The organism is Ignisphaera sp. (assembly GCA_038831005.1).
Taxonomy (GTDB): domain Archaea; phylum Thermoproteota; class Thermoprotei_A; order Sulfolobales; family Ignisphaeraceae; genus Ignisphaera.
On record JAWBKZ010000004.1, the window covers coordinates 82,622 to 95,203 of the forward strand.

11 protein-coding genes are annotated in these 12,582 nt (G+C 34.8%); 6 read left to right on the forward strand and 5 right to left on the reverse strand.

Annotation, left to right across the window (positions count from 1 at the left end):
• The first annotated feature begins 168 nt into the window (after positions 1-168).
• Positions 169-360, forward strand: coding sequence for a hypothetical protein (locus QXK50_05350; protein MEM2008589.1), 192 nt, complete (start codon positions 169-171; stop codon positions 358-360).
• Here the strand turns inward: QXK50_05350 and cca are convergent.
• Both cca and thpR read right to left on the reverse strand, forming a co-directional pair.
• Positions 331-1,788, reverse strand: a complete 1,458-nt coding sequence (gene cca / locus QXK50_05355) for a CCA tRNA nucleotidyltransferase (GenBank protein MEM2008590.1) — start codon at positions 1,786-1,788, stop codon at positions 331-333. The two genes, QXK50_05350 and cca, sit on opposite strands and share 30 nt — an antisense overlap.
• Positions 1,789-1,797: 9 nt before the next feature.
• Complete coding sequence (thpR, locus tag QXK50_05360; GenBank protein MEM2008591.1) at positions 1,798-2,373, reverse strand: RNA 2',3'-cyclic phosphodiesterase; 576 nt, start codon at positions 2,371-2,373, stop codon at positions 1,798-1,800.
• Between the two features lie 159 nt (positions 2,374-2,532).
• On the opposite strand from thpR, the gene QXK50_05365 reads away from it, so the two are divergent.
• Positions 2,533-2,718 carry a chromatin protein Cren7 gene (locus QXK50_05365; GenBank protein MEM2008592.1) on the forward strand — a complete coding sequence of 62 codons (186 nt, stop codon included), beginning with the start codon at positions 2,533-2,535 and terminating at the stop codon, positions 2,716-2,718.
• Between the two features lie 835 nt (positions 2,719-3,553).
• On the opposite strand, the gene QXK50_05370 is transcribed toward QXK50_05365, so the two are convergent.
• Both QXK50_05370 and QXK50_05375 read right to left on the reverse strand, forming a co-directional pair.
• A complete protein-coding gene (locus QXK50_05370) occupies positions 3,554-3,955 on the reverse strand; it encodes a winged helix-turn-helix domain-containing protein (protein MEM2008593.1) in 402 nt (133 codons plus the stop codon).
• 210 nt (positions 3,956-4,165) lie between these two features.
• Positions 4,166-6,127 carry an aldehyde ferredoxin oxidoreductase N-terminal domain-containing protein gene (locus tag QXK50_05375; GenBank protein MEM2008594.1) on the reverse strand — a complete coding sequence of 654 codons (1,962 nt, stop codon included), beginning with the start codon at positions 6,125-6,127 and terminating at the stop codon, positions 4,166-4,168.
• A gap of 223 nt (positions 6,128-6,350) precedes the next feature.
• On the opposite strand from QXK50_05375, the gene QXK50_05380 reads away from it, so the two are divergent.
• Positions 6,351-6,596 carry an RNA repair domain-containing protein gene (locus QXK50_05380; protein MEM2008595.1) on the forward strand — a complete coding sequence of 82 codons (246 nt, stop codon included), beginning with the start codon at positions 6,351-6,353 and terminating at the stop codon, positions 6,594-6,596.
• Between the two features lie 936 nt (positions 6,597-7,532).
• Here the strand turns inward: QXK50_05380 and QXK50_05385 are convergent.
• Positions 7,533-7,841 carry a hypothetical protein gene (locus QXK50_05385; GenBank protein ID MEM2008596.1) on the reverse strand — a complete coding sequence of 103 codons (309 nt, stop codon included), beginning with the start codon at positions 7,839-7,841 and terminating at the stop codon, positions 7,533-7,535.
• 473 nt (positions 7,842-8,314) lie between these two features.
• Between QXK50_05385 and QXK50_05390 the strand changes: the two genes are divergently transcribed.
• From QXK50_05390 to QXK50_05400, 3 genes are all read left to right on the forward strand, one after another.
• On the forward strand, positions 8,315-9,928 hold the full coding sequence (locus tag QXK50_05390) for a CTP synthase (GenBank protein MEM2008597.1): 1,614 nt from the start codon (positions 8,315-8,317) through the stop codon (positions 9,926-9,928).
• Positions 9,929-10,079: 151 nt separating this feature from the next.
• The gene (locus tag QXK50_05395) at positions 10,080-11,129 is read left to right on the forward strand and encodes an RsmB/NOP family class I SAM-dependent RNA methyltransferase (GenBank protein MEM2008598.1); all 1,050 of its coding nucleotides are present in this window, start codon (positions 10,080-10,082) and stop codon (positions 11,127-11,129) included.
• Positions 11,130-11,215: 86 nt separating this feature from the next.
• The gene (locus QXK50_05400) at positions 11,216-12,568 is read left to right on the forward strand and encodes an NAD(P)/FAD-dependent oxidoreductase (GenBank protein ID MEM2008599.1); all 1,353 of its coding nucleotides are present in this window, start codon (positions 11,216-11,218) and stop codon (positions 12,566-12,568) included.
• Positions 12,569-12,582: the final 14 nt, after the last annotated feature.

Here is a 12,582-nt window from a genome sequence, read left to right on the forward strand (position 1 = left end):
TATAGTAATTAGTGTACCCCGGGTCTCACCGTCAATTTGATTTTAAAAATCTGAATGAAGTATTTCATCCATAACTTAATTTGGGTATTATCTGAGTATTACTTGGGTCCAGGTATAAATATCAAACCCCTCTTAATCTTCTTAAGAGAAGTTTCGGTGTGGTCTCTCATGCCAGTAGTCTATAGATGTACAAAATGTGGTGCAATTATATACACCTTTTTGAGGGCCGGACAGGATTATTATGGAGTTCCTTCACCTTCAGAGCTTATTGTACGAATAGCTAGTACATGTCCTAGTTGTGGTAAAATTCTAGAAAAAATGGTCGATATATCAAGAATTGAGATCAAGATCTTCAAGTAATCTCATAATTTTTTTGATGGAGCTTCCTTCCAGAAACTCCTTCAGCCATTTCTTGAAATCAGGATCCACTATCTGCAGGGTTTCTCTGTTTCCTAGGTCTAGGAGCTTTGTTGGTCTCAAGCTTGTTGGCGAAGATCTCGAGACTGTATCCATGATTATCTTCTCTATGTTTGTGTCGATCATTCTGAAGGTATAGAGCCTTCCATCGTCGTCGATCCAGGAAACCATCCCTGTGCTCTTGTTCTTGACCAGAAACTCTAGAGCGTTATGGGTATCATATGCATAGGGACCCCTATGTAATGCGTACCTCTTGTTGCAGAAGATTACCTCTACAACTGTTATAGCCTTCGTTAAGGCTCTATTGATCCACGAATCCACCCGCACCGATTCGCCTATTCCCTGGGACCTAAGGGTATTCGCTATAGTTTTGCGTAACCTATTCAACTGACCCCACACAACATCTGGAATGGGCTTCACCACATCGAACTCTAGTCCGTATAGACAGCTTCTGTAGCTCTCTAAATGTATACGGACAACATCTTCGGCAGGAACACCGCTACACACCTCTATCTCACTGGCCCGGAAGAACATACGCGATGGACTCTCTATGAACAGCCTCGCTAGGAGCTTAAATAAGGCAAAGTTCTTCAACGATAAAGCAGACGCGGCATTCCTGTTGGAGTCCACGGGATCTACTACGACCAGCACATCGTTTCTGAACCTCTTTAGACACTCCCCCTGGGTTCTATAATGGTTTTCTATATCTATGCATGTTCTGTAGGCTCTCCAACTGGTACAGCTCTTCAACAGGTTGAGGAATGTGCCGTACGCTATTACTAGCAGCTCCACCAGGTAGCCCGAAAAACCCTTGGTAGAGGCTTCAGCTCCATAGAGACTCCACTGCTTGAGGAAATACTTCAGAACCCTCACCTCATCTCTCTGCTCCATAGAGAGACGGTTCCTAACGTATTCAGTGTGAAACGGGGTTCTATCAACAGCGCTAACTATCTTGCTGGGGCTCTCAATCCTAAAAGCAGGTACTATATTCACCTCCACATCATCAACATACAGTGTAACATATGGATGAGAAGTGTAGTTCAGTGTATACTTGTAGTCTCTGAAACAGCCTATAACGGCGGGAACTAGGACCCCCTTGAACCACTCATAACCTGTACCGCTACGTGGCTGAAACAGCAGGAACACATCGATGTCTGATTGACCCCTGAGAAAGGTGTCCTTAGCTAAAGATCCCTGCAACGTTACCACCATCTCTCTATCCAAGCACCGTGACAAACATATCTCCAGTATAAACTTTATGCGTTCGTATATCTCCATAAGCCTCCTTCTCTCCTGATCAGAGGGTCTTATTTCCTCAGCAACCTCGCGGATAATACTGTTCACATCGGGCATTATTATATCATGCATCATTATATCATCTTACCTTAGACTAACGATAAATACGTCGCGATATATAGGTCCCTGAGGTCTGAGTATACTTTGTTTTAACTTAATTTTAGTAACAGATGATACTCCAAACAAATAATCATTATAGTGCTTATAGAAATCGTAAAATGACTCTATATTTCTAAGACTTTTTACACGTGCTAATGTGATATGTGGATGGAACTCTTGTTCATCTTTATGAATATCATATAATTTATTCTTTGATATTTCATGATCAATTATTTTCCTTATCTGATATAATTCTTCAACACCTTTTCCAATACCAACCCAAATCACTCTAGGATTAACAATTGATGGAAAGGCTCCTAGACCTCTGATCTCAATTTCAAATCTATTAATTGTCTGACTAAAGCTTGATAACATTTCCTTTACGACTTCAAAACTATTCTGCGATATACCGCCCAGAAATCTTAATGTTAAGTGTATATTTTCATCTTCAACTGGTTTTATATCTAGACCTCTTATCGATAGTTCTTCTTTAACCTTTATAATCTCTCTAAGTACTTCATCATTCTCGATTTCTATAGCTATAAAGCATCTAATACTCATAAAGATCACAATAAGTCTTCAGTATTTTCACCAATTCACTTATCCGTGAAGTTAATTTTATTGTTTGTGTCTTAATAAAGCTTAAAATTTCTAGACACTTAAATGCATTGTAGACCTCTACCTATGTTAACTCCAGCGACTGTAGGAGGTAACCAAGGTATGGTATGCAAGAATGAGGTAAAAGTTAAAGATCCTACATCCCATACGGTGATCACAATAGCTCCTAATAAAGTATACGTAATTAGAAATCACAGAGGTAAGGAAATTAAGATAGGGTTGTTCATAAGCCCTAGAACATCTAAATACTTCAGGGCTTTACTACCCTATACATATTCATGTGAATAATTTTAATTAAATCATGAAAATGGTATTTGATAGTAGAAGACTGTGCAACTGATTCTTTAATGTTAAAATAAGCTTCCATATGTAAGTTCATTTTATCTAATCTTTAATATAGTCATGATTCCAATCTTTCATTGACTTAGACATACATCTACCTTTATCATATTTATCATTTCTATTTTTGTCCAATCAATTAAATGAACTGTATTCTTGACATCGATTATCCTCTAAACGGTATGTGACATCATTATCACTGGACCTCTACAATTATCTTTTATTTACAATACGAACAATTGCTGTTTAATTTCATGTTCTTGACTTTAAACGAACTTCATTATTTTATTTTAGAGAATTTAATATGAACTATATATTATTAAATTAAGGTCAAGATGCCTATAGCTTTTAGTGTTGCTGATGTCTCATAAGGTACATTAGAACAATTACACTACTTAAAGATTGAAATAATGTTATATTTGAGTTTCCTTTGTTATCTTGCTTTACGTAATGTAACTATATGACTTTATTTTATTATTTTTGAAGAATTTAAATTATTACTAAAACATCTTTGTATACTTAATTTACTAAAACTAATCGATTAGTATGTCTAAGGTGGATAAATGTGTATTAACATACTTTAATGATTATAGTACTATACTAACGTGGGTTACCAATAGTAGATATAGCTACTTTGAATTATAAATGTTATAAAGTAATTATACAATCATATATTTGAGGTAAGCATTATCTCTCATATATTTAAACAATAGCACAGTAAAGTAATTATGGTAATACTAAAGTGTTCAGCATAAAATATGCCGTCCTACACATAGAGACTTATTTATTCTTGAAGGTTTTCTTCTGGCGGTAATGGTGCTTCCCTCATCCTTTCCTCAACTTCTTCAGCGAGCTCTGAAAGCAATATTTTAATTTCCTTAACCATAGGTTTGGCAAGCTTCTTTATACCTCTATGACCAGGCATATACACGGCTCTAACGATATTTGCTTCTTCAAGTCTTCTTACATGGGTACTGATATTTGCTTTGCTTTGATTAAGTTTTTCAGCTAAATCTTCTATTCCTACATCTTCCTTAAATATCAGTCCAAGAATTCTTAGTCTTGTCAAAGACGCCAAAGCACTTGCTACTTTCTCTATAAACTCTTCGCCAGCTACATACATGGTATCTCCTTCAATCCATATGCCTCGTTTAATCTTTGGAACATTCTTTTCATTTGAGCTCATAGTTTCATGCCCAAAATACACTATACTATTTGCTTTATATAGTTTATGTGTTATAAAAGTTGTACATCTTTTTATCTTGTCATCAGTAATACATTAAAAGTTCATTATCCACAAATTTACTATCTTGTTTTTATTCATCTCATAATGTATGTTATGTATTATTTTATTTTAAGATATTGGAGATTACTTTATTAGCTTCGTATTTGTAAATCAATTAAGCCATTCTTGAGGAAGTTTAAGTTGTTCTACGATATACTTACTAGCTCTATTCCACCATTCTTTTACAGAGTTCTCTCGATCTGTGTTGAATTTAGAGATCCAGTTAACGGAGTTCGTTTCGAGAGCGAGCGTTACGAATATATCTTTAACCTTCTCACTTTCAATATATCTTGGTTTAGCACCAGATCTTATGTTGTATAAAGCCATCTTGATGTACAGCTCGTTTGCGTACTTATCAAGGTCTATATCTATTCCTAAGAGCTTATAGAGATCAGACGCATTCTTTTCGAACCAGCCTCTGTGAAATCTACACAATCCCGTATTTTCAATTATCATTTCCTTTAGTATCCTTATTGCTACTGTTTTGGCAAATTCTTCTGGTTCAGAGAATGTTGGTGTGTAATTAGTCAAGTACTTTCCTGCAATAACTAGAGGTAACACAACACCCGGAGACCAGTAAAACGTTGGCGTCATATACCCATCCTCACCATAGGGTACATACACTACAATGTCTTCAAATCTGGTACGAATCTTTTCAACTCTATCTTTAAACATGTTATCTAATTCTTTAGCTGCAGCTCTAATACCTTTTTCCGCAACAAGTTTCAATACATCTGTTTTCTTTTCTAATATATTCAAGATAATCTTTTCAGCTAACCTAATATTCTTTGACCACAAGCTGATATTTAATGCTGAAGGGTCTAGTGAAGGAATATCATCAATGCCTACCTCTTCCGGCTTTAGTAGTCCTTTGTATACAGCTTCAAGAAGCCATGCAACGATATGACCTAGTGTTATTAGGTCATATCCAAGTTGATCGCCTATGTCTACTGCTTTTGTCACTAGCTCTAGATCTAAAACACCTATGAAAGGTCCTAAAGCGTTGAAAGGTTCGTAGTCAACTTTCTTACCTCTCCATATCTTTTTACATGCTGCGGGACATGGTTCACCACACGTTTCCCAAGATTTACTTTTTACAAAAGTTTCTTCAACAAATGGTAACCAGAAATTCTCTAACAACATATCAACTAATTTTTTCTTTATATGCTTAGGTACGTACATAGTGTTATAGTTGAATAACGGTAGGAGCTCTCTATAATGAGGATAATTTACACCAAACGTTCCTCCAGCGCCAATAGATTGATCATACCGATACTTTACTGTAGATTTAGTTACAGTAGAGACAAAATCCGTTCCTGTAATCTTTTTATATAATTCGTTCAAATTAGATATATTATTTAATTCTTCAGGTAACTTAGGTTTCCAGGTTCCACCAGCTATTATAGCAACAACATTATGAGCCTGAGCTAGAACAGAACCTCCACCACCTCTAGCAGCATAATCTTCTCTTCCATGTATCAACAACTTCTTGCTAGGATCTATATCGACAGATACTATAGCACCATATACAGTCCTTAATGCAGCTGGACCTACTACTATGGGTCTAGCATTTAGTGTTTGTATAGTTTCTAGGTACCTATCTAATAGATAACGTATAAGCGCAAAAGCTCCAATATATCCTTCGTATCCTCTGTATATTCTTTCAAGCTCCTCTAGTTCAATATAATCTAACTTAACTTTTACGATACCCTCGGTATTTCCTTCTATTGTAATAACTATGGGCTTTGAACCCATACCCTCTATTGAAACTGCATGAACTCCGCATCCAATAAACTTATACGCTACCCCACCCATAGCGGAGAAGTGTATTCCTTTACTTTCAGGGCTCCTAAATAACGCTATAAGTCTATGTGAACCAAATAGCTTACCTCCAGCAAATGGACCTGCCCCTAAAATTAAGGCATTATTAGGGCTGAATACGTCATATTTCCATGATTCAAGTTCTTCATGTATCTTCAAGCCTACATCTATAGGACCTAATACTTCGCTAATATTGTACTCCTTTATAGTGTAGCTTCCACTACTAACATTTATCCTAGCAACTCTGTACATAAATTCCATACCCAATGCCTAAAGCTAAGAGAAGAATATATTCGTTACTATTATAATTATTATAATGAGTGAACCTATATCTAATAATCAATACATTGTGTGTACATCAGAATCTAGTCTTGTAGAATATGACCTAATAAAATCATTTACGCATTTATATCTTGTAGAATATTGCAAGATAGATATAAAAGATAGCTGCACATAATAATCAAGGAGATTATGTGTGAAAATCAAAGAGGCAATAAATAGGATCATCTGGAAACATAGAGATTCTCTGGAGGAATTTCTAATAGTGATAATTGATAGAATGACGACAACTGGATACAGATATATACCGTTTAGTTGTATAAAGAATGCGGACAACAACTACATATATGTAAGTAACGAAGTCAATGAATTCATAGCTATTCCAATTCACAGAGTTATTAGAATAGAGAAAAAGAATGGTGAAATAGTATGGAAGAGATGATCCTAGCCATTATGAATTACCTAATGTTGTTTTCCTTACTAATCCTCAGAGCTAAAAACCATACTATATAGAGTAATGAATTATACGAACATACCTTATACGAACATAGTCAGAGTATAGAACATTGCTGCCGCTAAGAACATAACAATAAAAACGTAATTAGCAACACAGTAATGAGCCCATTAATGACTAATAATGTTCTTAACCCTGTAATAGTAAAAAGCAGTAGGGAAATAATCAATGATAATAACATTAGGAAAAGTGATGATAGTGTATGTTGTGGTAAGATATTATTAGGATTAGATAGAGAATTCATGTATCCATAAAGATACGATAGATGTAATACATACATAAAGGCTAAGAATGAGATATTGCCTGAATTGACGAATATATACGCCATGATTGGAGGAAGAGTTACTTGGAGAGGAAATCTTTTCAAGAATGTAAAGAGAGTTAGCAATGACAATATAAGTATTAATGCTGCATTCTCCAATCTAAAGTCATAAATATGGTTAACATATACTGATAACAATAACATAAAGCTTGAGGCATCTGAAATGGTCGTTATAGATTTTTTGGACATTATAGAATCTAATTTTGTAGATAGTGCTTGTAGAACTAATGGTAACGCAAGTATAAACATACTTGTTTTAATCAAGCTAAAACCTATATCCTTTGCCAGCTTTATTAGGATATAATTGTACATTACTGATATCGTGAAAAGGTGTATCTTCAACATCCTTAGAATGACTACTCTATCATTATTTAAGGAAAAGAAGTTAACAATGAAACTATATATCTTTGTGTACATGTAACTAACAAACATGATAAAGATCTTTAAATAAACATTCGTTTCTATGAGTAAGCAAAATGTTGTTGTTAACGCTATGATAGATGATAAACGTATGTTGCGATTTTGTATCAATCTATTCAAAGTTATTCACTATTATAGTTTTCAGCGTTTACTTCTATAGGGCTTGGTAAAATACTTAGGAAACTTGAACCTATGTTATTCTTGTTCACTACGACAACTACAACAAGAGAATCACCTACATCTACCGTGTATGCATAACCACTATTTACCGATTTATAGATATCATATTCCTCACTCCGCATATTTTTATCACCTTTACTACTTTTGTCCTTGAATGCCATACGATTTCTTAGCTTGAGATTCAAAGCTAGAATAGCCATCGATGAAGTAAGAAATGTTGTAGCTATTAATGTTGTAAATAATAGTTCCATTGGACTTCCCAATATTATTGTACAAAAGTATTATGTAAATAAGGAAAGGGGCGACATATTAGGGTATAGCGGGAAGAGTACCAGAGTATAACATATAGGCCTTTAAATTCTTGGATTACTTAAATATAAGGTGATCTAATAAGGATTAGCATTGCGTGTTACTGTTTCTAATGAATGAAAGGATGTTCCTATGCATCTAGTGGAGATATCTGGAATACTTTCGCCGATCTTCAAACATTCTTAGCCATGATAAATAGTTTCTCAAGAACAATAGAGTAAAAATGCATTATCCATGTAAAGTATAAATATTATCTTATCAAAATTGTTCAAAATTGTTACTGACATCCTAATCATTATTGAATAACACTGAATTTGAATATTAAGCATACTGTTTAAAGTATTCAACATACTTTAACTTTTTATTTGTGTACATATAACGTAACTATCACCTTAGGTTCAGAGAGTAAGAGAACATGACTAAGTACATCTTTATAACAGGAGGTGTTTTGAGCGGAGTTGGTAAAGGTGTTACATCAGCATCAATAGCTATGTTACTTCAGTCTATGGGATATAATGTGACTGCCATAAAAATAGATCCGTATATTAATGTTGATGCCGGAACTATGAATCCTTATGCTCATGGAGAGGTTTTTGTAACAGATGACGGAGGTGAAACAGATCTAGACATAGGTCATTATGAAAGATTCTTAGGTAAAAATCTCAGTAAGAAAAACAATATAACGACGGGGCAAGTGTACCTTTCTGTTATAACTAAGGAGAGAAAAGGTGTATACCTAGGTTCAACAGTACAGATAATTCCACATATAACTAATGAGATAAAGAATTCAATCATGGAGGTAACTAGAGAACAGGCTGCTGATATAGCACTTGTTGAAATTGGCGGTACTGTTGGTGATATCGAGGGCTTGCCATTTCTTGAGGCTATAAGGCAAATGAGGTTAGAAAATGGATATAGAAACACATTCTTCATTCACGTGGCACTAGTGCCAACACTAAGGACTACTGGAGAACAAAAGACTAAACCTATTCAACACAGTGTTCAAGAGTTACGAAGAATAGGAATACAACCTGATATGATTGTTGCCAGATGTGAGAAGCCGTTGAGTGATGAAGCTCGGAGAAAAATAGCCCTCTACGGTAATGTCCCTGAAGAATATGTCATATCTAATCATGATGTGGAAACAATATACGAAGTCCCCTTAATATTGTATAGGCAACGAGTTCCGTTACTTATAGCCCAAAGACTTGAACTACTGTATAGAGAACCGGATATATCGTTATGGTTAGACTTTGTGGAAAAACTTAAGAAAGCTGATATAAAATTACGTATAGCAATGATGGGTAAATATACTAAGTTACAAGATAGCTATATAAGTATAATTGAAGCTATTAAGCATTCTTCTGCACATTTAGGCATAAAACCAGTATTTCATTGGATAGAATCTTCAGAACTTGAAAACCATGACAATTATAGTGTGGAAGAACTTATAGGAAAAGTGGATTGTGCAGTAATACTTCCAGGATTTGGTAAAAGAGGTAGTATGGGTAAGATCAAGGCCATAAAATATTTAAGAGAAAATAACATACCAACATTAGGTATATGCTTTGGTTTCCAGTTAATGGTAGTTGAATTCGCTAGAAACATACTTAATCTACATGATGCTGATAGTAGCGAGCTTAATCCATTAACTCCTCACCCTGTCATAGATCTGTTACCTATGCAACGTAATATAGATTTTCTAGGAGGAACTATGCGTTTGGGTTCTAAGCCTATTAGGCTTATAAAAGGGACGAAAGTTTTTGAAGCCTACGGAAGAGATATTGTAGTAGAGAGACATAGACATAGATATGGTGTCAACAATAAGTACGTTGAATTGCTTGAAAAGAATGGATTCATAATTAGTGGCATAAGTAGTGATGAGGAGATCATAGAGTTTATGGAGCTGAAGAATCATAATTTCTTTATAGGTACTCAGGCTCATCCTGAATTTCGAAGCAAACCTCTAGAGCCATCACCTATCTACATGTATTTCTTGAAAACGACATTATCAAATAAAGAGCGTTAATTTAAGTTAATAATTATAATTAATTTAATCTTGATCAAATAATGTAACCTTAATTTTTTAGTTTAAGTAAAACTTTTGTGTCCCCCTAACTACATTAGCGGGTGGGCATAAAGAGTTTCATAAGGATGATGAAGCTTACAAGGAGTGAAAAATGAACGTAGAACCCGCGACTGAAGGTAATGGCATAACTTATAGTAAAATTCTAAAAGAAATTAAAATAGAGAACATAAATAGAGATGTAAATGAACTCGCTAGAAAATATGGTTATTTGCCTTACATTGTGCAGAGATATATAGATATGATTGGTTTTGAAGAAACAATAGAATTGCTTGATACTTTCGAAAATTATGAATATAGGCCAGCAATTCTGTGTAACATATTGAGAACTAAATGCGACATACTAATTGAAAGACTGAAAATGTTAGGCTATTCTATAACTACAATCAATTGGTGTAGCAACGGTTTTCTAGTAACAAAAGATATTAAAAAACCTTCGTTGGGTTCGCTCCATGAATATCTAAAGGGTTTTTACTATGTCTATAGAGATCAAGCATCATTAATACCGCCTCTAGTACTACACCCTAAACCAGGTTCTAAAACTTTAGATATGTGTGCTGCACCAGGAGGCAAGAGTATACATATGCTGATTTTGATGAAAGATAAAGGGTTGCTTGTAGCAAATGATGTATCAAAACATAGAATTAGATCTCTAATAGCAAACATGTTTAGAATGGGATTTAAATCGTATATGATTACACTAGAGAATGGAATTCGAATTCCTAAAAAGATTGAGAGGGATTTCGATTATGTGCTTCTTGATGCTCCATGCAGTGCCGAAGGAGCTATAATGTTTGATAAATCAAGAAAAATGAAAACGACACAAGAAAATTTAGCTAAGTTAGTATTTCGTGAAATTATGTTGTTAAAATCTGCAATAAATTTGACTAAACCCGGAGGTAGAATAGTTTATACAACATGTAGTATAGCACCCGAAGAAAATGAATATGTTATTACTAAAGTTATCGACGTTATGAAAGATAAGGTTATTATTGAAGAGGCGAATATAGGTATAGGATCAGATGGAATAAATTGGTACAGAGGTATGAAATTTTATGATGATGTAAGGAAGTGCATAAGAATATGGCCACATAAACATAAAATGGAAGGATATTTTGTCTGCATCCTTAGAAAAAATACATAAAGCATATTGATAGAGCAAATTATTAGAATATTTTACAAGATTTAAATACCGTGTATATCAACAATGATTTTAAAGTGTGAGTAATAATGAAGTATGATGTAATTGTGGTTGGAGCAGGGGTTGCAGGACTTTTTGCATCGTTTACATTAGCTAAGAATGGATTTAAAGTAGCTTTTGTGGACATAAAGAACGAGAACAACATTGGCGATAAAGTATGTGGAGATGCTATAGGTGAACATCATTTTGTGGAATTGGGATTAGATCCACCTAAGATGTACGATGAAGCAACTAATGTTTATCGTGGTGTAAGGCTAGTCTCGCCCGATGAACAACATATGATGGATGTACATGGTAAAGGATATTCTCTAAATAGACAAAAGTTTGGGTATAGACTGTATACAATGGCTGTAAATGCCGGTGCTGAACCATATCTTGAACATTATTTCATAAACCCTCTTATTGAAGGATCTTGGGTCAAGGGTGTTTTAATTAAAGACAAGTCGGGTAATACAAAGGTTATGAGGGCTAGTATTGTTATTGATGCTACAGGTGTACCAGCAGCCGTAAGAAGTAAACTACCTAAAGAGTGGTGGGTCTCGGAACCTATACCTAAAGAAGATTTCAATATTACCTACAGAGAGATAATAGAAGGTGATATCAGAGATCTAGAAGAGGATTTAGCGTACATATACATAAATACTGACATAGCTCCTGGAGGTTATTGGTGGTTGTTTCCAAAAGGAGGAGGTATGTATAATGTAGGCTTGGGTGTCCAGTGGAGAAATGGTGCTCGAAATCCAAAGCAGAACTATGACAAATACATAAGACCTAGAATACAAAGATCTGTAACTAAGATATTGAATTCCGGAGGTGGATTAGTACCTACACGTAGGCCTATACCTTGTATGGTATGGAGTGGATTTGTTGCTATAGGTGATGCTGCAGCTACAGCCAATCCTGTACATGGAGGAGGTATAGGATCTGCAATGATTAGTGCACACACTGCAGCAAAAGTAGTAACAAAAGTGTTATCCCAAGGAGAGCCCGCCATGGATAATCTATGGGAGTATCATATAGAGTACCATAAATCATACGGAGCTAAACAAGCTTCCCTAGATATACTCAGAATATTTATTCAACATCTAAGCAATAACGATTTCAATTTCATATTTAAGTCAAAACTGGTTATTGGTGATGAAGTATACAACATTGGTTATAAGGGAGAGTTATCAGTTTCCATACTTAATCGTCTGAAAATGTTTGTATCGCTAGTCTCTAAACCGTCTTTCTTAACAAAACTCTACAAATTAAAGCAATACATGGATCAAGCCTATGCACTATATCTATCGTATCCTTCGTCACCTATAGAGTATCTAAAGTGGAGATCGAGAGAGATAGAACTATTTAGTGACTTTAGGAAATGGATACAATCTATATAGACATATAACGTAAG

What these genes read in the sequence shown, in the direction of transcription:
- QXK50_05350 (MEM2008589.1), top strand. Translation starts at nt 169, where the DNA reads ATGCCAGTAGTCTATAGATGTACAAAATGTGGTGCAATTATATACACC.
- cca (MEM2008590.1), bottom strand. Translation starts at nt 1,788, where the DNA reads ATGATGCATGATATAATAATGCCCGATGTGAACAGTATTATCCGCGAG.
- thpR (MEM2008591.1), bottom strand. Translation starts at nt 2,373, where the DNA reads ATGAGTATTAGATGCTTTATAGCTATAGAAATCGAGAATGATGAAGTA.
- QXK50_05365 (MEM2008592.1), top strand. Translation starts at nt 2,533, where the DNA reads ATGGTATGCAAGAATGAGGTAAAAGTTAAAGATCCTACATCCCATACG.
- QXK50_05370 (MEM2008593.1), bottom strand. Translation starts at nt 3,955, where the DNA reads ATGAGCTCAAATGAAAAGAATGTTCCAAAGATTAAACGAGGCATATGG.
- QXK50_05375 (MEM2008594.1), bottom strand. Translation starts at nt 6,127, where the DNA reads ATGTACAGAGTTGCTAGGATAAATGTTAGTAGTGGAAGCTACACTATA.
- QXK50_05385 (MEM2008596.1), bottom strand. Translation starts at nt 7,841, where the DNA reads ATGGAACTATTATTTACAACATTAATAGCTACAACATTTCTTACTTCA.
- QXK50_05390 (MEM2008597.1), top strand. Translation starts at nt 8,315, where the DNA reads ATGACTAAGTACATCTTTATAACAGGAGGTGTTTTGAGCGGAGTTGGT.
- QXK50_05395 (MEM2008598.1), top strand. Translation starts at nt 10,080, where the DNA reads ATGAACGTAGAACCCGCGACTGAAGGTAATGGCATAACTTATAGTAAA.
- QXK50_05400 (MEM2008599.1), top strand. Translation starts at nt 11,216, where the DNA reads ATGAAGTATGATGTAATTGTGGTTGGAGCAGGGGTTGCAGGACTTTTT.